Source organism: Actinomadura chokoriensis (assembly GCF_039529475.1).
Taxonomy (GTDB): domain Bacteria; phylum Actinomycetota; class Actinomycetes; order Streptosporangiales; family Streptosporangiaceae; genus Spirillospora; species Spirillospora bangladeshensis.
Window position 1 is genome coordinate 120,439 of record NZ_BAAAMW010000007.1, and the last position, 22,917, is coordinate 143,355.

Genomic DNA, 22,917 nt, shown 5'->3' on the forward strand with positions numbered 1-22,917 from the left:
CGCGGCCCCTCTCGACACCATCCCCCGCGCACGGGGCACGCCGAGAAGCGCGCGCCGCGGGGGCGGTCAGGCGAGGCCGGCGTCGTGGGCCAGCAGCGCGATCTGGGTGCGGTTGTCCATGTCCAGCTTGGTCAGGACGCTGGACACGTGCGCCTTCACCGTCGCCACGCTCATGAACAGCTCGGCCGCGATGTCGGCGTTGGAGCGTCCCCTGGCGATCGCCAGGACCACCTCGTTCTCGCGCGGGCTGAGCCCGGCCAGCGCCGCGCGGGCCCGCTGGTGGGCGCCGGCCTCGGTCGCGGCGCGGTCCATCAGCCGGCGGGTGACCGCCGGCGACAGCATCGGCTCACCGGCGGCGACGCGGTGCACGGCCTGGACGATCCGGTCCGGCGGGGTGTCCTTCAGCAGGAACCCGCTGGCCCCGGCGCGCAGCGCCCGCAGGATGTTCTCGTCGGAGTCGAACGTCGTCAGCACGATGACCTCGGGCGGGTCCGCCCTGGCCCGCAGCCGCCGGGTCGCGGTGATGCCGTCCACGCGCGGCATCCGCAGGTCCATCAGGACGACGTCGGGCGCGTGCGCGTCGGCGGCCGCGGGCACCTGGTCGCCGTCGGCGGCCTCACCGGCCACCGCGATGCCGCCCGCTCCGTCCAGCATCATCGACAGCCCGGCGCGGACGAGGGCGTCGTCGTCCACGATCAGCACGCGCAGGGGGCGGGTCACGCGGGCCATGGTAGCCAGGCGCGCAGCCGGAACTCGTCCCCGGCGGCCTCGTGGTCGAGCCTGCCCCCGGCCAGCCGGACCCGCTCGGTCAGCCCCACCAGGCCCGTCCCGCTGCCGGGCGGCGGGTCGCCGCCGTCGGCGCGCAGCGGGTTGCGGACGTCGATGACCAGCCCGTCGCCGGGACGGCCCTCCAGCACCACCCGGACGGGACGGCCCGCCGCGTGCTTGCGGGCGTTGGTCAGCGCCTCCTGCACCACCCGGTACGCGGTCCGGCCGGCGGCCGGCGGGAGGCCGTCCGCGCCGGACGTCCCGTCGTTCAGCTCCACCCGCCCGCCCGCGGCCCGCGACTCGGCCACCAGCCGGGGCACGTCGGCCAGGACCGGCTGCGGCCGGTCGTCCTCGCCGGTGTCGTCGGCGCGCAGCAGCAGGATCACCTCCCGCAGCTCCTCCAGGGCCTGCCGCACCCCCGCCCGGACCACCCCCGCGGCCTCGGCCAGCCGCTCGGGCGGCGCGTCCGGCCGGTACTCCAGCGCCCCGGCGTAGGTGGCCAGCAGCGACAGCCGGTGCGCCAGCACGTCGTGCATCTCCCGCGCGATCCGCGTCCGCTCGGCCATCCGCGCCTCGGCGACCCGGCGGCCCTGCTCGGCCTCGGCGCGGCGCGCGCGCTCGCGCAGCGACAGCAGCAGCGCCCGGCGCGCCCGCACCAGCGCGCCCCAGCCGACCAGCGCCCCGTCCCCGAGCGCCACCAGCAGCAGCCACCAGCCGAAGGAGATCCCGCCGCTCGGCTGCCACAGCCCCTGCACGACGTGCGCCGCGAGCGCCGCCGCGCCGACCGCCGCCGCGACCGGGAACGGGCGCCGCTGCGCGACGTGCAGCACCCCCATGCTCGCCACCGGCGTCGCCGCCGGGGACAGCCCCGCCAGCGCGCACAGCGCCAGCGCCACCGGCACCGGCCGCCACAGCAGCAGCGGCGCCAGCGCGCAGCCCGCCGCACCGGCCGCGATGTCCAGCGGCAGCGAGCCGCCCGAACTCCAGCGGCCCCAGACCGTCAGCCCCACCAGCGCGGCCGACACCGCGAGCAGGATCACCGCGCCGACGCGCCTGCGCCGCCCCGCCGGGCCGGCGTCCACCCGGCCGAACGTCACCTCGTCCACCGGCCAAAGGCTAGCCACGGGCCCCGAGCCGCCGACACCGACCAAAGTAGGTGCCCGCCCCACCAAGGGACGGATCGCCCCTGGCCTCGCGCCCGATGCGCCCACCCCGCCGCGACGGCGACCGTGACCGGACACGAACGAAGGAGACCGACATGTCCGGCAGCCCCCTGACTCAACCGACCCCGACCAGGCGCACCCGCGTCCGCCGCGCGGCGACCGTCGCCGCCGCCACCCTCGCCGCCCTGACGCTGTGGACGCTGACCGTCCCGGTCGCCGGACTCGACCCGTCCGCCGAGACCGGCGCCCGCCCCCAGCCGATCGGCGCGGCCGCCGTCGCCGCCGCGCCCCTCACGGCGGGACTGGCCGCCTGGGCGCTGCTGGCCCTCCTGGAACGCACCACCGCCCGCCCGCGCCGCACGTGGACGATCATCGCGCTCACCGTCCTCGCCCTGTCACTGACCGGCCCCCTCAGCAGCGCCACCGACACCGGGTCCCTGCTCATCCTGACCGCCCTGCACCTGGTCGTAGCGGCCGTCCTGATCCCCGGCCTCACCTCCTCACCACGACACCCCTAGCCCGCAGGCGATGGCCGTCCTAGCGAACAGCGTCTTTGTCTGCGAATACCGGTGACGGCACGTTCCCGCCCGGCGACGGCCCCGGCGCAGGCGGCGTCCCGCCCACGGCCGACTCAACCGAGCGCGCCACGCGAGTCAAGCCGCCCCAGCGACCTGCGCACGGAGGCGCCCCAGCTCCGCGCGCAGGTTCCCCGCCTCGCCCCGGGCGCCGGTCCCTGCTCGCGAGCGGACCCGGCGGCCCGACGCTGCACCTCGCCGTCGGCAGCGGTGCGTCGGGGGTGCCTCTATGTTCTTCGTCAAGCGAATGGGCAGCTTCGGTCCGGGGTTCGATCTTGTTCGGGGGCATGAGACGGTCGGGTCGTGCCGGAGATGATGAGTGGGTTGGAGGCGGCCTTGGCTGAGGCGCTGTCTCCTCGGTGGGAGCAACGCGCTCGGGCCGGGCGTGACCTTGTTCCCTTCGCTGATGTTCCTGAGGCTGCGCAAGCGCTGGTGGGGTTGCTGCTGGATGTCGAGGACACGGCGGTGATTCGACAGACGGCAGAGGCCTTGGCCCGGGTGGGGACGGTGGCCGCTATGAGGCTCATCGCTCTCGCGGTTACCGAGGCTGACGACAACCAAGCCGACTGGCTGCAGACTGGAATACTCGACGCGCTCGTGGGACCGGATGGTATGCGGGACGTCGCAGCAGCCTGCGGGAAGCTCGTCCGGGACCCGGACGAAGCCGTCCGTCGGGGTGCCGCCGATATCTCGGCCTGGACAGGCGGCACAAGGTGCTGATCTGGGCCGACTGCCTGCGGGCATGGCTCATGCAGCCGTCGCTTGGGGGCGACGAGGCCCGTAGAAGGCGCCGTCGCCGAGCATGGCGAACAGTACGCTGATGCGGTAGCGGGCCAGGCCGAGCAGGGCTTGGGTGTGGATTCTGCCGCGGGCTCGGCGTTTGTCGTAGTAGGTGCGGGAGGCGGGGTCGTGCAGGACGGCGAAGGCTGAGAGGAACATGTCCCGTTTGAGCTGCCGGTTTCCGCTTCTGAGTGTGTGTTCGCCGTCCCACCGCCCGCCCGCCCGCGCCGCACGTGGACGATCATCGCGCTCACCGTCTTCGCCCTGTCACTGACCGGCCCCCTCAGCAGCGCCACCGACACCGGGTCCCTGCTCATCCTGACCGCCCTGCACCTGGTCGTAGCGGCCGTCCTGATCCCCGGCCTCACCTCCTCGGCACGACACCGCTAACCCCGCCACCCCGCAGGTGATGCCTGTCCTAGCGAACGGCGCCTCGGTCGGCGAGTTCATCAGTGACGACACATTCCCGCACGGCGACGGCCCCGCCGCAAACAGCGTCCCGTGCACGGGCCAGCCCAACCGAGTGCGCCACGCAGGTCAAGCCGGCCGAGCGACCTGCGCACGGAGGCGCCCCAGCTCCGCACGCAGTTTCTCCACCTCGCCCCGGGCGCAGGGCCTGCTCGCAGGCAGATCCGGCGGCCCGATGCTGCGCCTCGCCGTCGGCGACGTGCGACCCGCAGGCGCGGCGAGCGCCTCGGTGCGAGCACGCTTCCCCAAGGCGGCGCAGGCGTGGATGGCCACGCTGGTGCGCACCGTCTACGACCAGCCCGCCGCCGAGGAGGTCCATGTCCAGCGCGCCCGTGTGGTCTCCACTGGACGTGACCCGCCATGGGACGGCAATCGGTGGGAATGGGCGAGCTTGTCGAGCACTGGACGGTGCTGGATGACGAGTTGGAGTTGGTCGCGGGCAAGTGCGGTCCCAGGAAACGTGCGGCCCGTACCAGCCCGAGCTGTCAGAACGGTGGTTCGGTGGAGTAGGCGCCGTCCCAGGGGGGTGTGGTCGGTTTGGCCCTTGGCTGCTGGAGGACTCGTACAGCGTCGTCGATGCGGCCGAGGTCGATGAGGCGCTCGGCACGGAGGGAGCTGTTGAACGACGGGTGCTGTTCGAGGACGGCGGCGGCCTCCTCGGTGCGGCCGGCTGCGGCGAGCACGTCGGACAGGGCCCAGGCCGCATACCAGGTGTTGCCCTCGGGATGCGCCCGTGCCTGCTCGATCGCTTCATCGAGCAGGCCGCAGTCGGCCATGAGCGGAAGCCGCATCCGGAAGAAGTCCCATTCCTCTTGGCCGCCGCTTCGCGCCTTGAGGGCATCGAGGCGGGCCAGGCCCTCCCGGGGCCGGCCGTGGTCGGCGCACAGGGTGCAAAGAGTGCGGACGATCCAGTCCTCCGCGCCACCGGGCCGTTCGGCGAGCGCGCGCACCACCTCGATCGCCTCGCCGGCCCGTCCGTGCCGGACCAGGAGCTCGGACAGCGGGACGGCCACATGCCACATACCGTCCGGCGCAGCACCGAACGTGCGGTAGGCGGCGATCGCGCCTTCCACGTCGCCGCGTTCCTCCAGCACCTCGGCGAGGCGCTGCACGGCGTGCCCGTGGAAGTCCGACGCCGCATACGCACGCAGTTCCGTGATCCGACCGTGCCTGGCCAGCAGGTCGGCCAGCTGGTCACGGCCGTTGACGGAGGTGGCCTCGCGGGTGCCCAGCAGGGCGATCGCCTCCTCGATCCGGCCCTGGCGCTCTCTGATCGTGGCGAGGAGGTCGACCGCGTTGGACGGTTCCATCCGCAGGTCGGTGCAGTCGGCGTCGTCGCACGCGGGGACCGCCGCTTCCACCCGGGCCTCCAGCAGGGCCGCCGCTTCCTCGTCCATGCCCGCCGCTTCGGCGACGTCGACGAGGCACTCGGCGAGGAACCAGTCCTGGATCCCGGCGCGCAGCAGCATGAACGCCTCGCCGCTGCGGCCGTGGCGGGCCAGCAGGCGCGCGAAGAAGACCAGCGCCAGCCGGTCACCTGCCTCCGCGTACGGGCGGGACAGCGCGACCGCCTCCTCCACCCGGCCCCACCCCTCTAGCAGCTCTGCCCGAGCCTTGGCCGCCGTCCACCAGTTCGTGGCGATGTACGGGGCGAGCACCTCCAACGCCTGCCCGCGCCGGCCCCGCTGCCCGAGCAGCCGCGCCCACTCCAGCGCGCAGAACCACTCGCCGCGGCCGGCCTGGAATTCCACTTCCCGCTCATGACCGAGTTCGAGAAGCCGCGCCACCAGCCGGGGAGGAATGCAGCCGGTCAACGTTCGGACCCGGTAGTCAAGATCAGCAGCGTCCACGACAGTGCACCTTAAGCGCTCACCAGGACACGACCCGCACGTCGGAGCCATCGCACCGTTCAAGCGCGTGGTGGGCAAGGAGAACGTCTTGTTCCACAACGCCGAGGCGTCGCTGGCAGCGCCCGACAATCACCTCCGCCGTCGCCTTGATCGACGAACGCGACATCGCCGCCGTCGCCGCGCTGCTCGACGACGCCCATGTCGGCCAGGCCCACGAGATCACTGGGCCCCGGTCGTTCGCCCCCGTCCAGCAACCCCCGTCCAGCGCACCCGCGTCCTCGCCCGCGCCATCGACCGCCCACCACGCCGAGCAGTTCCGCTGACCACCTGACCCCGCACCCGGGGGCGGGGCAGACGGGGCGGGAGTCGGACGTTCAGCAAGACCGCCGCCGTCATCATCGCCGCGAAGTCCGCCGGGCGCGAGCTCCTCGGCCTCGCCACCGCAGGCGTCCGTCTCGCCTGACCTCCTGCGCGTCAGCCCGGCAGCCAGTTCAGCTCGTGCGCCAGGGTTTTGGCGACGGTACGGATGCGGCGGTGCAGCGGCGACTGCTCGCGTGGGAGGACCAGGTGGATCGTCAGGCTGGGCGCGCCCCGCAGCGGTCGCCAGGTGAGACCGGCCGGTTGCGCTGTGACCGCGGCTTCTCCGGCCGGGGCGAGTGTGACCCCGTCGAGCAGGTCGCGCTGAGACATGTCGAAAGAGACTGCGGGCGTGTGGAATCGGGGGTGTGGCCGGGTGTATTGGAACAGTGCGGACAGCTGATCGTGAACCACGGGGTTGGCCGCACGGTCGGCGAGTCGCAGGGGATACGCGGCCGCGTCGGCGATCTCGATCTCCGTGTGTTCGGCCAGCGGATGGTGCTGCGCCAGCTGAACCCCGACGCGCTCACGCCGCAGCAAGAACCGGCGCACACCGCGGCCAGGCTGTTCACCGCGGGTGATCCCGGCATCGATGCGGCCGTCGGCCACCGCGGGGGAGATCTCCGGTGTCCCCATCGGGACCGCGCCGACCTCGAGTCCGCTGTTGCCGCGAATCAGCCTGTCCACCAGGGCCGGTGCCGTCTCGGCCCCGGTGCTGAGGCTGTATCCGATGCGCAGCGTGCCCAGTTCACCGGCCGCCGCGCTCCGGGCGGTGTCCCAGGCCCGGTCCAGCGCCGCCAGCGCGGGCGGCGCGCACTCCGCCAGAGCCGCACCGGCTGTAGTCAATACGACGCTACGCGTGTCGCGGACCAGCAGGGCCGTGCCGAGTTCCGCCTCCAATCGGCGCATCCGGGCGCTGAGTGCGGGCTGTGCGATACCAATCCGTGCGGCCGCGCGGGTGAAGTTCAACTCCTGCGCCAGCACCAGGAAGTACCGCAGGCTCACCGTATCCGGCGCCACGTGCCCTCCCCGTCGATTGATAACGATCCGTTCTGAGTTTATCTCGTACCGGTCTTTCCCTCGACCGCACATCAAGTCCTAACCTGCGCATATGGCGATTCAGCCGACCGCAGTGCCGGTCGCCGGGATCGATCGATCTGGTCAATTAGAAGCCGGAAGTGTCCGGCCGAACACTGGAGGTTTCCATGGCTAAGGGCTATTGGGTCAGTGTCTACCCCGCCATTTCCAACCCTGAGGGGCTGGCTGCCTACGACAAGCTGGCCGGTCCGGCTGTCCAGGCCGGGGGCGGGCGCAACCTGGCCCTCCTCCCGTCCCGTGGCGGTCGAGTCGTCGCCCACGAAGCCGGAATCACGCAACGCGTCGTTCTGATCGAGTTCGACAGCTTCGAACAGGCCGTCGCGGCATGCGAGAGCGAGGCATACCAGAAGGCGCTGGTCGCCCTCCCCGACGGCGTCGAGCGAGACTTCCGCATCGTCGAAGGCATCGACTGACCAGCGGGCCCGGCCATCGCTGGGCGTCTGTCACCTGATACGCACACGGTGCTGATGTCCTGGCCATTTGTCACGGTGGTCGATGCGCGCGCGCAGCGCGGTGGCCGGGGCGGTAGCCCCACGGTCGTCACCGACGACGACCCGGCGGCGACGGACACGGACCGGTTTGCGGTCGCTGCTGCGGTCGGCACGTCGCATGCGGCGTTCCTCGGCCCAGAGGAAGGTCGGGAGACGAAGTCGAGCTGGTTGAGCACCTCCATGCACAGCAGTCCGTACAGCTTGAAATGGTTCGCGGGCTTGTCGGGATGCCGGCCCTAGTCGGAGGTCGTGCGGTGGCGGGCGAGGATGCGGGTGAGGTCGGTGACGGGGGAGGAGGCGAGTTTGTGGTTGGTGTCGTCGTAGCCGCGGGTGGTGCGCGGGTCGGCGTGTCCGGCCAGGTCTTGGACCTTGGCGAGGGGGACGTCGTTGCCGAGCAGGGTGGTGATGACGGTGCGGCGGCCGCTGTGCGGGCTGAGACGGGACGCGGTCGGCAGCCCGGCGAGCCCGGCCTGTCGGCGCAGGATGTTGGTGACATCTCGTTGAGTCAGCCGTTTGTCGCCGCGCTTGGCCCGATCGTAGGGGTGTGGGGTGGTGACGAGCAGGGGTCCGGGCGGGCACTCGCCGTCGGGATGCCGCCCGGCACGGACGGCGAGGTAGGCGTCCAGGACCCGGCAGAGCTCGCCGTCCAGGCGGACGTAGTCGCGGCCGTCGGGGCCCTTGCCCTTGGCCGCATACCGCAGCACCCGGTACCCGGCCTCGGTGTCCAGGTCCGCCAGGTCCGCGCCGGTGAACGCCGATACGCGCAGCGCGGTGTAGAAGAGCAGGGCGACGACGGCCGCATCGCGCCAGGCGGCCTCGGTGCCCAGTTCGGTGGCGCGGCCCTCCGCGGTGTCGAGCAGCCGCGCGGTCTCGGCAGCGCTGAGGGTGGGCGCCTTCCGGGCGGACGCGGCGATCTGCGCACTGCTCGGGCGCTTCACCAGACGGGTCGGGTTGCGGTCGGTGACGTCGTTGGACTGCAGGTAGGTGTACCAGGACGACACCGCCGCCAGCCGCCGCGCATGGGTCGCGGCGCTCGGCGGGCGTGACCGGCCGCCGGCGGTGACGGTCATGGACGCCGACCAGTCGTCGATGTCCGCGCGCCGTGCCGCCCGCGGATCCAGTCCGGTGCGGGCGCAGTAGCCCAGCCAGTCGCCCAGGTCACGGTAGTAGCCGCGGCGGGTGGCGTCGCTGCGCTGGCTGCGCAGCCAGGCGGCGGTCAGCAGCCGCAGGCCGTAACGGTCGCCGGGGTCGTCGGCCGGGAGTGCGGGCAGCAGCGCGACGGCCTCCATGACCGGATCCCGCGCCGGTTCCGGCCCCGGCGACATGGCTGCTGGTGGAGCCGTCGCGGGCGCCGGCAACAGCGTGGTGGCTTCCAACGCGGCCTCCGGAACCGGTCGCGGGCCGGCGCTCATGCCGCCCGCCACCAGCGCGTGCGCCGCCGAGCGCTCCACCACGACGCCCTCACCAGCGGTTTCGGGTCCGGTCGCCACTGTCTCGGCTTGCGATCGCGTTGGCGCGTGCGGCGCGGAGGCACTCTCGGACGCTTCCGGCCCTTGCCCCTCGGATGGTGGGCACGACTCGCCCGTGGGGTCGGGCATGGCACCGATCGCGGGCCGGTCGCCGCTGTTGATCATGCACACCAGGATAACCGTCATTATCCCGGAGCCTCAACAGGGCTCGTATTACGCGTTAAGCGTGTCGCGTTACTCGTTTAACGGCGCGCGCAGTGAAAAGATGGCTAGGGTGAGCGGGTGAGCAGTGAGACGAGCAGGAAGAACGGCGCCACCGACGACTCTGCGGAGACCGCGAGCACCGCGCCGGTCACACCGCCGGCCGGGGGACCGGGCGACACCCCGGTCGCGCCGGCACAGGCCTCACCGGGCACGTTCCCGGCCGCTGCGGAGGCTTCGTCCGGGGGCGGATCGTCCGTGCGACAAAGCGGACTGACGTCCGGTCAGGGCGGGCCCCCGGCGACGCTCCCCGGCGATCTCGCCGTCGACGGTGACGCGGAGCTCGTCGGACAAACCGGGGAACAGGCGGCGGCTGCAACCTCGGAGGCGGCGCCGGCGGGCGAGTGCGCGCTGGCCGGCTGCACCGAACCGCTTCCCGTGCGCGGCCGCGGCCGGCCCGCCAAGTACTGCAGCAAGGCCCACGCCGACCAGGCCAGCCGGGACCGCCGCGCCGCCGACGCCGCCGCGGTCGACGAACCGCTCCAGCACGCCGAAGCGCTCGCCCGGCAGGTACCGGCGGCCATCAGCGCCCTGCAGGCCCAGTTGTCCGCACTGCAGGACTTCCTCGCCAAGGCGCAGGACGGAGCGCTGTCCCGGGTGCAGCGGGCCGAGGCCGAGGCGACGGCGGCCGCCCAGGCCGAAGCCGACGCCGACGCCCGCGCCCTCGCCGCCGACAAAGCCCGCAGGGAAGCGGTGACGGCCGCCGAGGCCGCCCGCTCCGCGCAGCGGGCCGCCGAGCAGGCCGCGGCCCGCGACCATGCGGCCCTAGAGCAGGTCCGCGCCGACACCGCCGAGGCCGTCGGCGCGCACCAGAGTGCCCGCGACGCCGCCCGGCAGGCCCAGGCCATCGCTGAGGCCGCCCGCGACGCCAAGGCCGCCGAACTGCGCGACGTCCGCAACGCCCATGAGCGGGAACGCGCCCGGTTCGAGGCGACCATCCGGGCGCAGACCGGCCAACTGCAGGCCGTCCAGGACGAACTGGCCAACAGCGCGGCGACGCTTGCGGCCGCCCGAGAGGCGCTGGCCACCGCCCAGGGCGAGGCACGCGCGCAGGTGACCAGGGCTGAGGCCGCCGAGCGGGAACGCGACGAGGCGATACGGCGCGGACAGGAGGCCACCGCCCGCGCCGAGGCCCTGGAACGCCGGCGGCAAGCCTCCCAGTCCACCGCCGAGCAGGCCGCCCGGCAGGTGGCCGCCGCGCAGAACGCGCTCGCCTCCCGTCAGGCCCTCTGCGACCGGCTCGAGACCGATCTGGCGGCGGCCCGCGCCGAAGCCGCCGCGCAACGCGAACGCGCTGCCCGCGCCGAAGCCGCCGCCGTGCCCGGCCGCCCGGTCACCTCCAATGACCAGGGCGACGGGCGGGACGGCGGACCCGGCTCCGGCGCTCCTCCTCCCAGCACGAGTTGATGGAGGGCCTGGTGACTGCTCGGTCCGCCCCGGTGACGTCCAGGGTTTGCTGCGATGTCGGCTACTTCGCGCGTTCGGGTGTTCGAGGGGTCATTGCGGTCTGCGGGCGCCGGGGTTGCGTTGCGGGGACGGCGGCTGCGGCTGGGTGAAGCGCAGAAGGTTGCCGGACGGATCCAGGAAGGCGCAGTCGCGGACGCCGCCGGGCCGGTCCATCGGTTCCTGCATCACCTCGGCGCCCGCGGCCTCCAGGTGCTCGAAGGCGGCGTCGCAGTCGGCGGTCACGAAGACGAGGCAGCCCAGCAGCCCCCTGGCCGCCAGGTCCACGATCGTGCGCCGGGCCGCCGGCGGGACGACCGGGTCCGACGCGGGGGACTGCAGGAGGATCCGCAGGTCCGGCTGCGATGGCGGGCCCACGTTCACCCGCCGCGTCCCCGCGGGGCCGGTGTCGGCGTGCACCTCGAAGCCGAGCACGTCACGGTAGAACCCGACCGCCTCGTCCAGGTCGTGGACGGCCAGAGCGCACGACGAGAGCTTGAAGTCCGCGCGGTTCAACGCCGCTCCTCGTCGTCGGCGGGAAGGACGACGATGTCGAGGCCCCGGATCCGGTCGGGGTCGGTGTCGACGTCGATCCGGGTGATCCTGCCGCCGTCGACGGTGAAGGTGATGACCGCCTTGGGCCGGCCCAGGTGCGACCAGACGGCCGCCGGGACGCCGTCCACCAGCGCGAGCCGGGCGGCCTGCGCCCGCCCGGTGAAGAAGGTCGCCACGTCCCTGCCGCCGCGCAGGTCGCCGACCACGGCGCCGGGATCGAGCAGCTCCAGCAGTGCCTCGAAGTCCCCGCTGCGGGAGGCGGCCAGGAAGGCCTCGACGATCTCCCGTTTCGCCGATCGCGCGGCGTCCGACGCGTCCGCCGCCCCGCGCACCCGGCGCCGGGCCCGGCTGGCGAGCTGCCGCGCCGCCGCGGGGGAGCGGTCGAGGACGGCCCCGATCTCGGCGAACGACACGGCGAAGACGTCGTGCAGGACGAACGCAAGCCGCTCGGCCGGAGCCAGCTCGTCCAGCACCACCGTCAGCGCGACGCCGACCGAGTCGGCCAGCAGCGCCTCGTCCTCCGGACCGCCCCGCCCGGGCGGGCGGACGTCCGCGCGCGGCTCGGCCGGCAGCGCCCCGGCCGCCTCCTCGCGGCGGTTCCGGCGCGCCTCGAGCATGTTCAGGCACACCCGGGCGACGATCGTGGTCAGCCACCCTCCCGGGTTCTCCACCCGGCCGGTGTCGGCGCGGCTGACCCGCAGCCACGCCTCCTGCACGGCGTCCTCGGCGTCGCCGGGCGAGCCGAGCATCCGGTAGGCCACCGCGTGCAAGCGGTCCCGGTGCTCGGTGAACCGCTCGCCCACCCAATCCTGCTCGACCATCTGTCACATTCCTCCGTCTAGCCGGTCATTACTGATTGACCGGCGGACCACCGCCGATGTGACCGGCCGGCCCGGCGTCGGGCCGGCCGGGCTGCCGGTCTCCGGCGGCGCGACCACTTCGAGCATCAAGGAGACGAGCCATGAAAGCGCACGTCAGTTCCATCCTCCTGGGCGTCAAGGACATGGACGCGTCCAAGCGGTTCTACACCGACGGGCTCGGCTGGAAGATCAAGGACGACTACGGCATCTCGGTGTTCTTCGAATCGGACGGGGCCTCGCCCGTCGGCTTCTACGGGCGTGACGGCCTGGCCGACCAGGTGGGCGCCAGCCCCGAGGGCAGCGGCTTCAGCGGACTCGTCCTCACCTACGTCGTCCGCAGCGAGGCGCGGGTGGACGAGATCATCGCCGAGGCCGAGAAGGCCGGCGCCACGATCCTCAAGCCCGCCGGCGCCCTGCCGTGGGGCGGGTACGGCGGCACCTTCGCGGACCCGGACGGCTACATCTGGAGCCTCAGCCACAGCCCCCGCGGAAACGACCAGCCCTACGCCGAGTAACCGCCCGGCAAGCCCCGGGCGTGCGTGAGACCCGGTCACCGCCGGGCGCACCAGCGGCATGACCGGCGCGCCCCGGTAGGGTTCGGCGTCGGCACGCGATCGCGCCGACGCCGGACCCCGTCCGGTGCCGGACGGGGTCCGCGCACCACCCCGGCCGCCCGTCCCTCGAACCCGCGCCGACCGGCAAGGAGTACCCCGTGAAGTTCCGCACCATCGTCGAGCCGCCCGAGCCCATGCGGGGCCTGGAAGTCCCGCCCGAGGTCGTGGAGGCGCTCGGCGCGGGCGCACGGCCGCCGGTGACGATCACCGTCAACGGGCACACCTGGAGGAGCCGCGTCGCGATCATGCGCGGCCGGCACCTGCTCGGCCTCAGCAACGCCAACCGGACGGCCGCGGGCGTCGCGGTCGGTGACGAGGTCGAGGTCGGCCTGGAGCTCGACACCGAGCCGCGCGTCGTCACCGAGCCCGCGGACTTCGCCCGCGCCCTCGACGCCGACCCGGCCGCCCGCGCCGCCTACGACGCTCTGACCGACGGCCGCAAGCGCGAGCACGTCCGCGCCATCGAGAGCGCGAAGAAGCCCGAGACGCGCCTGCGCCGCATCGAGAAGGCCATCACCGCGCTGCGGGGCTGAACCGTGGGACGGCCGCCTCCGCCCGGCGGTGCGATCGCCGCGCGGACGGCCTTCCCCCGGGGTCACCCGTCCTGGACGCGCTTCGTGGGCGGCGCCGACCCGCCTCGTCATCATGTGCGCCACCTCCTGCGGGCACGCCTCCCGGAGACCCCCCCAGCGTCCCGGCCGATGCCGCGAAAACCCGTTGGCACGGAACGGAGGCCGCTGCTACCTTGCCGGAGGCCGTGCCGGAGAAACGAGGAGGTGGTACCCGTGAACGCAGTATCGACATGGGTGCTCCCCTCGGGAGTCACGGTCGGGCGATAGGTCGTCCGGGAGCGCCGTCCAGCAGCACTCCCGAAAGGCACGACCATGCGATTCACCTCCGAGCGGCGCCTCGACGACGGCGTTCTCGAACGCGACTTCACCCTCGGCGAGATCCCCGGCGTCCTGTGGACGCCCGGTGCCACCTCCGCGCCCGCGCCGCTGATCCTGCTCGGCCACCCCGGCGGACTGGACGGGATGCGCCCCCGGCTGGCCGCCCGCGCCCGGCAATCGGCGGAGCAGGGCTTCGCCGCGGCCGCCATCGAACTCCCCGGCGGCGGCGACCGGCCCCGCTGGGCCGCCGCCGAGCAGGCCCGCGCCGACCTGCGCCGGGCGCTGGCGGCCGGCGGTCCGGTCGACGGGGAGATCATCGACCGGCTCGTCCTCCCGCTGGTGGAGAAGGCGGTCCCGGAATGGCGGGACACCCTGGACGCCCTCCTCGCGCTGCCCGAGATCGGCGGCCCGGTCGGGTTCTCCGGCGGGGTGATCTCCATCGGCGTCCGGCTGGCGGTGGTCGAGCCGCGCATCGCGGCCGCCGTCCTGTTCGCCGGGAGTTTCGTGCCCCGCGCCATCCTGGAGGAGGCCCGCCAGGTCACCATTCCGCTGCACGTCCTGCTGCAGTGGGACGACGAGGGGAACGACCGCCAGGCGGCCCTGGACCTGTTCGACGCCTTCGGCAGCAAGGAGAAGACGCTGCACGCCAACATGGGCGGGCACACCGGCGTCCCGCGGTTCGCGGGGGACGCCGCCGCCCAGTTCTTCGCCCGGCATCTGGGGTAGCCGCCTGTCCCGTCCGCCCCGGGCCCGTACCGGTCCGCCAGACCGGTACGGGCCCGGGCGGGCTCAGCTCACGGTGATCCGCCGCGCGCCGGCGAGGTTGGCGACCAGGTCGGCACGGGTCTGGTGCGCGTGCGCGAGCCACGCCGGCTGGCCGGGCCCGCTGCGCCACGACTCACTGAGCGGACTGTTGTCGACGGTGTCGAACCCGAACTCGTCGTACAGCCGCGTCACCAGTTCCACGGCCTCGGGGAAGTCACTCGACGCCGACAGTGCCAGACGGCCCGGCGTGCCCGCCGGGAGGCCCGCGGTGGTGATGCGGGGAGCCTGGATGTGAGTGAACGCCTTCACGACCTTGGACCGCGGAAGGTGCTCCTGACGCAGCTCGTGGACGGTCTTCTCACCCGAATCGATGACCGGGATATGGCCGTCGCGCCACACCATGTAATTGTTGGTGTCCAGCACGATCTTGCCGGCCAGCTCCTCCGCGGGCATGTCATTGACCACCTTCAAGGGGACCGCCACGACCGCGAAGTCACCCGCGGCCGCGGCGCCGGCGGCGGTCGCGGCGCGCGCCGGCGGGCCGAGCTCGTCGATGAGGTCCTTCAGCGTCTCGGGTCCGCGCGAGTTGGCGATGACGACCTCGTAGCCGGTCGCGATCGCGGCGCGCGCGATCTGGCCGCCGACCTCGCCGGCGCCGATGATGCCGATGACTGTCATGGGTCCTTCACCTCCACTGGGTGAGTCGGATGCGAGAACTCAGATCTGCTGCAGGCCGCCGTCGACGTACAGGCTCGAACCGGTGATGAAGCCGGACTGCTCGGAGGCGAGGAACGCCACGGCGGCGGCGATCTCCTCCGGGCGCGCGAGCCGCCCCAGCGGCACGTTCGCGGCCAGCTGCCGCCTGAAGCCGGCGGCCTGCTCGGCGTCGGGAGCGAGGCCCGACAGGCCGGGTGTGTCGGTCGGGCCGGGGGTGATGGTGTTGACGCGGATGCCGCGTCCCTTGAGCTCGTTGGCCCAGGTCCGGGCGAACGACCGGGTGGCGGCCTTGCTCGCCGCGTACACGCCGAACGCCTCGTCCCCGGCGTCGGCGTTCGTGGAGCCGTTCAAGATGATCGAGGCGCCGTCGTTGAGCAGCGGCAGCGCCTTCTTGACGGTGAACACCGTGCCCCGGACGTTGATGCCGAACAGGGTGTCGAAGTGCTCCTCGGTGAGCTGTTCGAGCGTCGCGAACTCGGCGACGGAGGCGTTGGCGAACAGGACGTCCAGCCCCCGCCCCCGGTGCCGGATCGTCTCGTAGAGCCGGTCCAGGTCGGCCAGGTCCGAGATGTCGCCGGCCACCGCGGTGGCCGCCGGGCCGATCGCCTCGACGGCGGCGTCCAGTTCGGTCTTGCGCCGGCCGGTGACGACGACGTGCGCGCCCTCCGCCGCGAGCCGGACGGCGGCGGCCAGGCCGATCCCGCTGCCGCCCCCGGTGACGAGAGCGGTCTTGTCCTCAAGCAGTCCCATGGTCGACGACCTCCCCACACTTCTGTATCGATCAATGCAGAAGTGGACGATAGCACTTCCGTAGCGATCGATGCGGAACGAGGTAGACTGCGGGCGTGAAGACCGGACAGAGCGGCCGCATCGGCCGGCCGCGCGGATTCGACGCCGACGAAGCCCTCGAGCGCGCCATGCTGGTCTTCTGGGAGCACGGCTACGAAGGCGCCAGCCTGGCCGCCCTGACCGGCGCCATGGGCATCTCCACCACCAGCATGTACGCGGCCTTCGGCAACAAGGAGGAGCTGTTCCGCAAGGCCCTGGAGCGCTACACCGAAGGCCCCAGCGCGTACCTGGCCCGCGCCCTCGCCGAACCGACCGCCCTCGGCGCGGCCACCGCGATCCTGGCCGGCGTCGTCCGGACCACCACCGGCCCGTCCCGCCCCCACGGCTGCCTGGGCGTCCAGGGCGCCCTGGCCACCGGCGACCCCGGACGCGAGGTCCGCGACCTCCTCGCCGCCTGGCGCAACGACGGCTGCTCGCGCCTGCGGGAGCGGTTCCAGCGGGCCGTCGACGACGGCGACCTCCCGCCCGGCACCGACCCGGGTCTCCTGGCCCGCTACGTCACCACCCTGGCGTTCGGCATCGCCGTGCAGGCCGCGAGCGGCGTCGGCCCCGGCGAACTCCAGGCCATGGCCGACGCGGCCCTGCGCAACTGGCCGCTCACCTGACACCCGCCCGCCCAGGCGCCCGGTCCACCCCCGGACGGCGGCCTCGGCCGAACCATCGGGAGGACGCGCTCCCTGCGGCCGACGCCGGCGCGCCTACTGCGGCGGGGACGTGCTCGCCGCGCCGTCCGCTTCGGAGCGATGACCTGGTCCAGAGTGCGCCGGAGCAGGGCCCGGAGTGGTGGCGCCAGCCCGGCTGGTAGGCGGTGCGGGTGAGGACGTCCAGCAGGTCCCGCTGCGGCAGGCGGTCGTGCACCGCCTCCACCAGGAAAAGCACCCGCTCGCTCCGCTCGGCGCCTTTCCGGCGCCGTAGGCAGGCGGGGCGGGGCTCGGTGGGTGGCCGGTTGTCAGGGTTGGGGGGCGTAGCGGGTGGCGAGTGCGGCGGCGCGGTCGCGGAGGGAGGTGCGCAGCCACTGGGGCGCGAGGGCTTCGGCGTCCGTGCCGAGCTGCCAGAGCGCCCAGACGGCGTGCCGGGCGTCCTGGAAGGTCACCTCCAGCCGCAGCGTGCCGTCGGCATCGGGTTCTTCGGTGAGGACGGCCAGCGCGGTGGCCAGCAGTTCCTCCCGCCGCGCCGGGGACAGGCGGAGCTGCACGGCGACCTGGTCGCCGCCGGTCCGGAACCGCGTGCCGCGTTCCTGCCAGGCCCGGTCCAGGTCGACGCGGTCGGGGCGCTGCGCGGGTTCGGGGAGCGCCTCGGCGTCCAGGACGCGCGACAGCCGGTAGGTGCGGTCCTCGCCCGACCTGGTGGCCAGCAGGTAGCCCCGGTCGCGGATGGTGACCAGGCCGACCGGGTCCACCGTGCGCCATCTGGGGGCCTGGTCCCAGGCCGCGTAGCGGATCCGCAGCTTGCGCCCGGTGAGCACCGCGCGCAGTACTTCGGCGGCGACGGCGTCGGGGACGTCCTCGGTGGTCCGCCGGCGCGAGAGCAGGTCGGTCTCCGGTTCGATGAGCAGCCGCTCCGCCGCGCCGGCCGCGGTGTCGCGGTAGCCGTCGGGGAGCGCGTCGACCACTTTGAGCATCGCCGAGGCGAGCGCGGAGCCGAGGCCGAACGCCTGCGCGCCCCGCCGCGATCCGGCGACCAGCAGGGCGAGGGCCTCGTCGGGGTTCAGGCCGGTGAGCTCGGTCCGGAAGCCGGGCAGCAGCGCGAACCCGCCGTGCCGGCCGCGTTCGGCGTAGACCGGGACGCCGGCCGCCGACAGCGCCTCGATGTCGCGCAGGACGGTGCGGGTGGAGACCTCCAGCTCGCGTGCCAGCACGGCCGCGGTCAGCCGCCCGTGCTGCCGCAGCAGGAGGACGAGTGAGACCAGCCGGTCGGCGCGCATGCGAGGAATCTACTGAAATACACGACAGAGGATGTCGTGATTCGCTGGGAGGCTCGTCACCGGGGCGTCCGGGAGCGCGGTCATCGTGCCGGCGGGCGCCCGTTCTGCCGAACGAATCGAACGGAGTGGACACGGCAATGGAACGAACGGCGGTCAACCCGGTGACCTGGTCGGTCGAGATGGGATTCAACCAGGGCGAGCTCGTCTCCGGGCACGCCCGGACCCTGTACTGCTCCGGGCAGACCGCGATGAGCGGCGACGGCGTGCCCCAGCACGAGGGCGACCTGGAGGCGCAGCTGGCGCTGAGCCTGGCCAACCTGGAGGCCGTCCTCGGCGAGGCCGGCATGTCCCTGGCGGACCTGGTCCGGCTCAACGTCTACACCACCGACGTCGACCTGCTCTTCCGGCACTACGGTGTGCTGGCGTCGCGACTCGGGGCCGCCGGGGCGGCGCCCGCCACCACGATGCTCGGGGTGACGCGGCTGGCGATCCCCACCCTGATGGTCGAGCTGGAGGGGACGGCCGTGGCGTGACGCCGCCCGCGCCGCCCCGGTTAACCCGCCGGGGCGGCGCGGCCCGCGGTCAGCGTCGCCGCTAGTCGCCGGGCATCACGATGAAGGTGAAGCCGGTACTGGTCGGACGGCGCAGCGGGATGTCGCATTTGATCCGGTGCGGCACCTCATTTCTGCTGAGTTCGAGTGCGCGGGCGATGAGCCGGTCCGGGCGCACCGGCACCGGGTCGTCGAAGACGACCTCGACCCGGACGGGCCACGCCCGGTCGGCCCGCACCGGCGGGGTGTCCGGCGGGGTGTGCAGCCGCCAGGCTCCCCGCCAGTCCAGGGTGAAGCGGTTGCGGCGGGCGAGCAGCGGATCCAGCAGCGCGGCCGCCACCAGGTCCGGGTCGTTGGCCCGGTAGCCGTCCAGCAGGAAGCCCCGGCCGCGAGGACGCACGCCGCCGGTGACCCGTCCCGCCGGGCGCCGGCGGTGCGCGGCGCCCGGGGGGACGGTGTCGGTCGGGCGGCGGTCAGGTGGCGACGTAGTCGGCCAGGTGCCGGCCGGTGAGGGTGGAGCGGTCGGCGACCAGGTCGGCCGGGGTGCCCTGGAACACGATCCGGCCGCCGTCGTGGCCGGCGCCGGGGCCGAGGTCGATGATCCAGTCGGCGTGCGCCATGACGGCCTGGTGGTGCTCGATGACGATGACCGACTTGCCGGAGTCGACGAGCCGGTCGAGCAGGCCGAGGAGCTGCTCGACGTCGGCGAGGTGCAGGCCGGTGGTGGGCTCGTCCAGGACGTAGACGCCGCCCTTGCCGCCCATCTCGGTGGCGAGCTTGAGGCGCTGCCGCTCGCCGCCGGACAGGGTGGTGAGCGGCTGCCCGAGCCGCAGGTAGCCGAGCCCGACGTCCGACATCCGCTGCAGGATCTTGTGGGCGGCGGGGATCCGGGCCTCGCCGGAGCCGAAGAACTCCTCGGCCTCGGCGACCGGCATCGCCAGGACCTCGCTGATGTCGCGGCCGCCGAAGCGGTGCTCCAGCACCGCCGCCTGGAACCGCTTGCCGTCGCACTCCTCGCAGGTGGTGGCGACGCCGGCCATCATCGCCAGGTCCATGTAGACGACGCCGGCGCCCTTGCAGGCGGGGCAGGCGCCCTCGGAGTTGGCGCTGAACAGGGCGGGCTTGACCCCGTTGGCCTTGGCGAACGCCTTGCGGATCGGGTCGAGCAGCCCGGTGTAGGTGGCGGGGTTGCTGCGCCGCGACCCCTTGATCGGGGTCTGGTCGACCGACACCACACCGTCCCGCCCGGCGACCGACCCGCCGATCAGCGAGCTCTTGCCGGACCCGGCGACGCCGGTGACGACGACGAGCACGCCGAGGGGGATGTCGACGTCGACGTCCTGCAGGTTGTGGGCGGAGGCGCCGCGCACCTCCAGGGCCCCGGACGAAGACCGCACGGACGCTTTGAGGGAGGCGCGGTCGTCCAGGTGCCGCCCGGTGAGGGTGTCGCTGGCGCGCAGCCCGTCGACGGTGCCCTCGAACACGACCTCGCCGCCGCCGGTGCCGGCGTGGGGGCCGAGGTCGACGACGTGGTCGGCGATGGCGATCGCCTCGGGCTTGTGCTCGACGACCAGGACGGTGTTGCCCTTGTCGCGCAGCTGCAGCAGCATGCCGTTCATCCGCTGGATGTCGTGCGGGTGCAGCCCGATCGTCGGCTCGTCGAAGACGTAGGTGACGTCGGTGAGGGAGGACCCGAGGTGGCGGATCATCTTGGTGCGCTGCGCCTCGCCGCCCGACAGGGTGCCCGACGGGCGCTCCAGGCTGAGGTAGCCGAGCCCGATCTCCACGAACGAGTCGAGGGTGTGCTGCAGCGTCGCCAGCAGCGGCGCGACCGACGGCTCGTCCAGCTCCCGCACCCAGTCGGCGAGGTCGCTGATCTGCATCGCGCAGGCGTCGGCGATGCTGATCCCCTTGATCTTGGAGGACCGGGCGGCCTCGGTGAGGCGGGTGCCGCCGCAGTCGGGGCAGGAGGTGAAGGTGATCGCCCGGTCCACGAACGCGCGGATGTGCGGCTGCATCGCCTCCCGGTCCTTGGCCAGGAACGACTTGCGGATCCGCGGGATCAGGCCCTCGTAGGTGACATTGATGCCGTCGACCTTGATCTTCGTCGCTTCCTTGTGGAGCAGGTCGTGCAGCTCGGTGCCGGTGTACTCGCGGATCGGCTTGTCGGGGTCCAGGAAGCCCGAGCCCATGAAGATGCGGCCGTACCAGCCGTCCATGCTGTAGCCGGGGATGGTCAGGGCGCCCTCGCGCAGCGACTTGGCGTCGTCGTAGAGCGCGGTCAGGTCGAAGTCGGTGACCGAGCCGCGGCCCTCGCAGCGCGGGCACATGCCGCCGGTGATGCTGAAGGCCCGCTTCTCCTTGACCGTCTTGCCGGCGCGCTCGATGGTGACCGCGCCCGCCCCGCTGATCGAGGCGACGTTGAAGGAGAACGCCTTGGCCGGGCCGATGTAGGGCTCGCCGAGCCGGCTGAACAGGATCCGCAGCATGGCGTTGGCGTCGGTGGCGGTGCCGACGGTGGAGCGGGGGTCGGAGCCCATCCGCTGCTGGTCGACGATGATCGCGGTGGTCAGCCCCTCCAGGACGTCCACCTCGGGCCGCGCGAGCGTCGGCATGAACCCCTGGACGAAGGTGCTGTAGGTCTCGTTGATCAGCCGCTGCGACTCGGCGGCGATCGTGTTGAACACCAGGGAGCTCTTGCCCGAGCCGGAGACGCCGGTGAACACCGTCAGCCGGCGTTTCGGGATCTCGATGCTGACGTCCTTGAGGTTGTTCTCGCGCGCCCCGTGCACGCGGATCAGGTCGTGGCTGTCGGCGGCGTGCGGCGCGGGCGGTCGCACGTCGGTCCCCGTGGCCATGCTCATCTCTTCTCCATCTGTGTCATCGTGTCGTGTCTGCGTCGACGTCGCCTGGCTCGGTCCGACCGGCCCGGGGCCGGCTCCGCGGCCCGGAACGTCCGGTATGCCGCCCGCTCGGCGCGGCGATCACCCCGTGCGGCCGGGCGGCCCGGCGCCGCGCCGTCGTCCGAGCCGTCGTCCGTGCCGGCGGGCGGGGGAGGCGGCCGTGGCGATCAGGCTAGCCGGGGCCGCCGGGCGGGTGCTTCTTGATTCCTGACCGGTCTGGTCACCTGCTTGGCGATGCACGACGGGACGCCGGAGGGGACGTCCACCGGCACGCCCGAGGGATCAGCGGACGAGGCGTCGGGCAAGGTGTCGGACGGGACGCGGGCGGCCGCGGCGGCGCGGCGGCGGTAGGCGCCGGGCGGCATGCCGACCAGTTCGGTGAAGCGGGTGCTGAAGGTGCCCAGGGAGGCGCACCCGACGGCGTGGCAGACCTCGGTGACGCTGAGGTCGCCGCGGCGCAGCAGCGCCATGGCCCGTTCGATGCGCCGGGTCATCAGGTAGCCGTAGGGGGACTCGCCGTAGGCGCGGCGGAACTGGCGGCTGAGGTGCCCGGCGGACATGTGCGCGCCGCGGGCCAGCGCCTCCACGTCCAGGGGCCGGGCGTACTCGCGGTCGATCCGGTCGCGGACGCGTCGCAGCCGCGCCAGGTCGCGCAGGTGCTCGGCCCCGCCCGATCTGCTGCTCACCCGATGAATCGTGCCATACCGCCGCGCCGCCCCGGCACCCGCGCGCCGCCCGATCCGCGCCCCGGGAACACTGGACGTTGATAATCTCAACGTTGAGATGCGGGAGGGGCGATGGCGGACGCGGTCGATGCGATCCTGGCGCAGTGGGGGCGGGAGCGCCCCGACGTGGACGTGTCCCCGATGGGCGTCATCGGGCGGATCTCGCGTGCGGAGCTGCTGCTGGCCCGGCGGCTGAAGGCGTTCTTCGCCGAGCGGGGGCTGGAGAGCTGGGAGTTCGACGTCCTGGCGACGCTGCGCCGCCACGGCGCCCCCTACGAGCTGACGGCGGGGGCGCTGCTGCGTGCCGCGATGGTGACCTCGGGCGCGATCACCAACCGGATCGACCGGATGGAGGCCAAGGGCCTGGTCGAGCGGGTCCGCGACACCGGCGACCGCCGGTCGGTGCGGGTCCGGCTGACGCCGCTCGGCCTGGAGACGGTGGACGACCTGGTCGGCCTGCACGCCGCCCACGAGGACCGGCTGCTGGCCGCGCTGGACCCGGCGGCCCGCGAGCGGCTGGCCGGGGCGCTGCGCACGCTGCTGGAGTCGCTCGGCGACACCTCCCTGGAATGACGCGCCCGCCGGGTGAGTGCGGGAGGTCCCGTACGGCGCGGGCGAGGCGGTCGTGTACCGGCACGTCGGCGGCCTGGGCGCGGCGGTGGAGCGGCCGCTGGCGACGGGTGCCCGCCGTGCACGGGAAGACCACCGAGCGGGGCGAGGGGACGGGGTTCGTGACGGCGCCGGTGGCGGACCCGTTCGGGAACGTCCTCGGCGTGATGTCCGACCCCCGCTACCTGGAGATCCTGGCCAGGGCGCGGCCCGCCGGGGTGTGAGACCGGTC

The 22,917-nt window shown here is 73.4% G+C and carries 27 protein-coding genes and 1 pseudogene; 14 read left to right on the forward strand and 14 right to left on the reverse strand.

The features are described from left to right. Positions 1–66: 66 nt before the first annotated feature. Positions 67–729: a response regulator gene (locus ABFX46_RS17455; protein WP_346043333.1), complete on the reverse strand. Its 663-nt coding sequence runs from the start codon at positions 727–729 to the stop codon at positions 67–69. Then, entirely contained in the window at positions 717–1,874 is a 1,158-nt protein-coding gene (locus ABFX46_RS17460; protein WP_346043335.1) for a sensor histidine kinase, read from the reverse strand. Before ABFX46_RS17460 ends, ABFX46_RS17455 begins: the two co-directional genes overlap by 13 nt. Before the next feature lie 152 nt (positions 1,875–2,026). Between ABFX46_RS17460 and ABFX46_RS17465 the strand changes: the two genes are divergently transcribed. Together ABFX46_RS17465 and ABFX46_RS17470 are read left to right on the forward strand one after the other, a co-directional pair. Continuing rightward, the gene (locus ABFX46_RS17465; RefSeq protein WP_346043336.1) at positions 2,027–2,449 is read left to right on the forward strand and encodes a DUF6069 family protein; all 423 of its coding nucleotides are present in this window, start codon (positions 2,027–2,029) and stop codon (positions 2,447–2,449) included. A 360-nt stretch (positions 2,450–2,809) separates the two neighbouring features. Beyond that, the gene (locus tag ABFX46_RS17470; protein ID WP_346043337.1) at positions 2,810–3,226 is read left to right on the forward strand and encodes a hypothetical protein; all 417 of its coding nucleotides are present in this window, start codon (positions 2,810–2,812) and stop codon (positions 3,224–3,226) included. A gap of 27 nt (positions 3,227–3,253) precedes the next feature. Here the strand turns inward: ABFX46_RS17470 and ABFX46_RS17475 are convergent. Continuing rightward, positions 3,254–3,496, reverse strand: a pseudogene (locus ABFX46_RS17475) (IS110 family transposase); the annotation flags it as partial. Between ABFX46_RS17475 and ABFX46_RS17480 the strand changes: the two are divergent. Continuing rightward, positions 3,482–3,676 (forward strand): DUF6069 family protein, encoded by a 195-nt coding sequence (locus ABFX46_RS17480; RefSeq protein WP_346043339.1) that lies wholly within the window; start codon positions 3,482–3,484, stop codon positions 3,674–3,676. The pseudogene ABFX46_RS17475 and the gene ABFX46_RS17480 overlap by 15 nt on opposite strands. Before the next feature lie 563 nt (positions 3,677–4,239). On the opposite strand, the gene ABFX46_RS17485 is transcribed toward ABFX46_RS17480, so the two are convergent. Continuing rightward, positions 4,240–5,505: a tetratricopeptide repeat protein gene (locus tag ABFX46_RS17485; protein ID WP_346043340.1), complete on the reverse strand. Its 1,266-nt coding sequence runs from the start codon at positions 5,503–5,505 to the stop codon at positions 4,240–4,242. Between the two features lie 245 nt (positions 5,506–5,750). Here ABFX46_RS17485 and ABFX46_RS17490 point away from each other — a divergent pair, with 245 nt between their 5' ends. Further along, on the forward strand, positions 5,751–5,927 hold the full coding sequence (locus ABFX46_RS17490; RefSeq protein ID WP_346043341.1) for a hypothetical protein: 177 nt from the start codon (positions 5,751–5,753) through the stop codon (positions 5,925–5,927). Positions 5,928–6,078: 151 nt separating this feature from the next. On the opposite strand, the gene ABFX46_RS17495 is transcribed toward ABFX46_RS17490, so the two are convergent. Further along, positions 6,079–6,981 (reverse strand): LysR family transcriptional regulator, encoded by a 903-nt coding sequence (locus ABFX46_RS17495; protein ID WP_346043343.1) that lies wholly within the window; start codon positions 6,979–6,981, stop codon positions 6,079–6,081. 185 nt (positions 6,982–7,166) lie between these two features. Here ABFX46_RS17495 and ABFX46_RS17500 point away from each other — a divergent pair, with 185 nt between their 5' ends. Both ABFX46_RS17500 and ABFX46_RS17505 read left to right on the forward strand, forming a co-directional pair. Further along, on the forward strand, positions 7,167–7,472 hold the full coding sequence (locus tag ABFX46_RS17500; protein WP_346043345.1) for a DUF1330 domain-containing protein: 306 nt from the start codon (positions 7,167–7,169) through the stop codon (positions 7,470–7,472). A gap of 48 nt (positions 7,473–7,520) precedes the next feature. Continuing rightward, positions 7,521–7,790 (forward strand): hypothetical protein, encoded by a 270-nt coding sequence (locus ABFX46_RS17505; protein ID WP_346043347.1) that lies wholly within the window; start codon positions 7,521–7,523, stop codon positions 7,788–7,790. Here the strand turns inward: ABFX46_RS17505 and ABFX46_RS17510 are convergent. Continuing rightward, positions 7,787–9,040, reverse strand: coding sequence for a tyrosine-type recombinase/integrase (locus ABFX46_RS17510; protein ID WP_346043348.1), 1,254 nt, complete (start codon positions 9,038–9,040; stop codon positions 7,787–7,789). The two genes, ABFX46_RS17505 and ABFX46_RS17510, sit on opposite strands and share 4 nt — an antisense overlap. A gap of 261 nt (positions 9,041–9,301) precedes the next feature. On the opposite strand from ABFX46_RS17510, the gene ABFX46_RS17515 reads away from it, so the two are divergent. Then, positions 9,302–10,687 (forward strand): coiled-coil domain-containing protein, encoded by a 1,386-nt coding sequence (locus tag ABFX46_RS17515; protein ID WP_346043350.1) that lies wholly within the window; start codon positions 9,302–9,304, stop codon positions 10,685–10,687. Between the two features lie 90 nt (positions 10,688–10,777). On the opposite strand, the gene ABFX46_RS17520 is transcribed toward ABFX46_RS17515, so the two are convergent. Together ABFX46_RS17520 and ABFX46_RS17525 are read right to left on the reverse strand one after the other, a co-directional pair. Beyond that, positions 10,778–11,239: a VOC family protein gene (locus ABFX46_RS17520; RefSeq protein ID WP_346043351.1), complete on the reverse strand. Its 462-nt coding sequence runs from the start codon at positions 11,237–11,239 to the stop codon at positions 10,778–10,780. Continuing rightward, entirely contained in the window at positions 11,236–12,099 is an 864-nt protein-coding gene (locus tag ABFX46_RS17525; protein ID WP_346043352.1) for a sigma-70 family RNA polymerase sigma factor, read from the reverse strand. The genes ABFX46_RS17520 and ABFX46_RS17525 overlap by 4 nt, the downstream gene beginning before the upstream one ends. Positions 12,100–12,239: 140 nt before the next feature. Between ABFX46_RS17525 and ABFX46_RS17530 the strand changes: the two genes are divergently transcribed. The 3 genes from ABFX46_RS17530 to ABFX46_RS17540 all read left to right on the forward strand — a co-directional run bounded on the left by ABFX46_RS17530 (position 12,240) and on the right by ABFX46_RS17540 (position 14,368). After that, a complete protein-coding gene (locus tag ABFX46_RS17530) occupies positions 12,240–12,653 on the forward strand; it encodes a VOC family protein (RefSeq protein WP_346043353.1) in 414 nt (137 codons plus the stop codon). A gap of 197 nt (positions 12,654–12,850) precedes the next feature. Then, the gene (locus ABFX46_RS17535) at positions 12,851–13,285 is read left to right on the forward strand and encodes a YdeI/OmpD-associated family protein (protein ID WP_346043355.1); all 435 of its coding nucleotides are present in this window, start codon (positions 12,851–12,853) and stop codon (positions 13,283–13,285) included. Positions 13,286–13,636: 351 nt separating this feature from the next. Next, positions 13,637–14,368, forward strand: coding sequence for a dienelactone hydrolase family protein (locus ABFX46_RS17540; protein ID WP_346043356.1), 732 nt, complete (start codon positions 13,637–13,639; stop codon positions 14,366–14,368). A gap of 63 nt (positions 14,369–14,431) precedes the next feature. On the opposite strand, the gene ABFX46_RS17545 is transcribed toward ABFX46_RS17540, so the two are convergent. Beyond that, entirely contained in the window at positions 14,432–15,085 is a 654-nt protein-coding gene (locus ABFX46_RS17545) for an NADPH-dependent F420 reductase (RefSeq protein WP_346043357.1), read from the reverse strand. A 39-nt stretch (positions 15,086–15,124) separates the two neighbouring features. Beyond that, positions 15,125–15,874, reverse strand: a complete 750-nt coding sequence (locus ABFX46_RS17550; RefSeq protein ID WP_346043358.1) for an SDR family NAD(P)-dependent oxidoreductase — start codon at positions 15,872–15,874, stop codon at positions 15,125–15,127. 95 nt (positions 15,875–15,969) lie between these two features. Between ABFX46_RS17550 and ABFX46_RS17555 the strand changes: the two genes are divergently transcribed. Then, entirely contained in the window at positions 15,970–16,578 is a 609-nt protein-coding gene (locus tag ABFX46_RS17555; protein ID WP_346043359.1) for a TetR/AcrR family transcriptional regulator, read from the forward strand. 344 nt (positions 16,579–16,922) lie between these two features. Here ABFX46_RS17555 and ABFX46_RS17560 read toward each other — a convergent pair whose 3' ends face one another. Next, positions 16,923–17,897 carry a helix-turn-helix transcriptional regulator gene (locus tag ABFX46_RS17560; protein WP_346043360.1) on the reverse strand — a complete coding sequence of 325 codons (975 nt, stop codon included), beginning with the start codon at positions 17,895–17,897 and terminating at the stop codon, positions 16,923–16,925. A 137-nt stretch (positions 17,898–18,034) separates the two neighbouring features. Here ABFX46_RS17560 and ABFX46_RS17565 point away from each other — a divergent pair, with 137 nt between their 5' ends. Then, a complete protein-coding gene (locus tag ABFX46_RS17565; protein WP_346043361.1) occupies positions 18,035–18,430 on the forward strand; it encodes a RidA family protein in 396 nt (131 codons plus the stop codon). 61 nt (positions 18,431–18,491) lie between these two features. On the opposite strand, the gene ABFX46_RS17570 is transcribed toward ABFX46_RS17565, so the two are convergent. The 3 genes from ABFX46_RS17570 to ABFX46_RS17580 all read right to left on the reverse strand — a co-directional run bounded on the left by ABFX46_RS17570 (position 18,492) and on the right by ABFX46_RS17580 (position 22,037). After that, positions 18,492–18,848 carry a DUF1062 domain-containing protein gene (locus ABFX46_RS17570; protein WP_346043362.1) on the reverse strand — a complete coding sequence of 119 codons (357 nt, stop codon included), beginning with the start codon at positions 18,846–18,848 and terminating at the stop codon, positions 18,492–18,494. 73 nt (positions 18,849–18,921) lie between these two features. Continuing rightward, entirely contained in the window at positions 18,922–21,312 is a 2,391-nt protein-coding gene (locus ABFX46_RS17575) for an ATP-binding cassette domain-containing protein (protein WP_346043363.1), read from the reverse strand. Between the two features lie 206 nt (positions 21,313–21,518). Beyond that, a complete protein-coding gene (locus ABFX46_RS17580) occupies positions 21,519–22,037 on the reverse strand; it encodes a helix-turn-helix transcriptional regulator (RefSeq protein ID WP_346043364.1) in 519 nt (172 codons plus the stop codon). 111 nt (positions 22,038–22,148) lie between these two features. Between ABFX46_RS17580 and ABFX46_RS17585 the strand changes: the two genes are divergently transcribed. Together ABFX46_RS17585 and ABFX46_RS17590 are read left to right on the forward strand one after the other, a co-directional pair. Next, a complete protein-coding gene (locus ABFX46_RS17585; protein ID WP_346043365.1) occupies positions 22,149–22,649 on the forward strand; it encodes a MarR family winged helix-turn-helix transcriptional regulator in 501 nt (166 codons plus the stop codon). A gap of 116 nt (positions 22,650–22,765) precedes the next feature. Beyond that, complete coding sequence (locus tag ABFX46_RS17590) at positions 22,766–22,909, forward strand: hypothetical protein (RefSeq protein ID WP_346043366.1); 144 nt, start codon at positions 22,766–22,768, stop codon at positions 22,907–22,909. Positions 22,910–22,917 lie beyond the last annotated feature (8 nt).

Bases quoted from the DNA above. Each gene is read 5' to 3' on its own strand.
- ABFX46_RS17465 (WP_346043336.1), top strand. From the start codon at position 2,027: ATGTCCGGCAGCCCCCTGACTCAACCGACCCCGACCAGGCGCACCCGC.
- ABFX46_RS17525 (WP_346043352.1), bottom strand. From the start codon at position 12,099: ATGGTCGAGCAGGATTGGGTGGGCGAGCGGTTCACCGAGCACCGGGAC.
- ABFX46_RS17540 (WP_346043356.1), top strand. From the start codon at position 13,637: ATGCGATTCACCTCCGAGCGGCGCCTCGACGACGGCGTTCTCGAACGC.
- ABFX46_RS17530 (WP_346043353.1), top strand. From the start codon at position 12,240: ATGAAAGCGCACGTCAGTTCCATCCTCCTGGGCGTCAAGGACATGGAC.
- ABFX46_RS17585 (WP_346043365.1), top strand. From the start codon at position 22,149: ATGGCGGACGCGGTCGATGCGATCCTGGCGCAGTGGGGGCGGGAGCGC.
- ABFX46_RS17560 (WP_346043360.1), bottom strand. From the start codon at position 17,897: ATGCGCGCCGACCGGCTGGTCTCACTCGTCCTCCTGCTGCGGCAGCAC.
- ABFX46_RS17455 (WP_346043333.1), bottom strand. From the start codon at position 729: ATGGCCCGCGTGACCCGCCCCCTGCGCGTGCTGATCGTGGACGACGAC.
- ABFX46_RS17500 (WP_346043345.1), top strand. From the start codon at position 7,167: ATGGCTAAGGGCTATTGGGTCAGTGTCTACCCCGCCATTTCCAACCCT.
- ABFX46_RS17575 (WP_346043363.1), bottom strand. From the start codon at position 21,312: ATGAGCATGGCCACGGGGACCGACGTGCGACCGCCCGCGCCGCACGCC.
- ABFX46_RS17545 (WP_346043357.1), bottom strand. From the start codon at position 15,085: ATGACAGTCATCGGCATCATCGGCGCCGGCGAGGTCGGCGGCCAGATC.
- ABFX46_RS17550 (WP_346043358.1), bottom strand. From the start codon at position 15,874: ATGGGACTGCTTGAGGACAAGACCGCTCTCGTCACCGGGGGCGGCAGC.
- ABFX46_RS17565 (WP_346043361.1), top strand. From the start codon at position 18,035: ATGGAACGAACGGCGGTCAACCCGGTGACCTGGTCGGTCGAGATGGGA.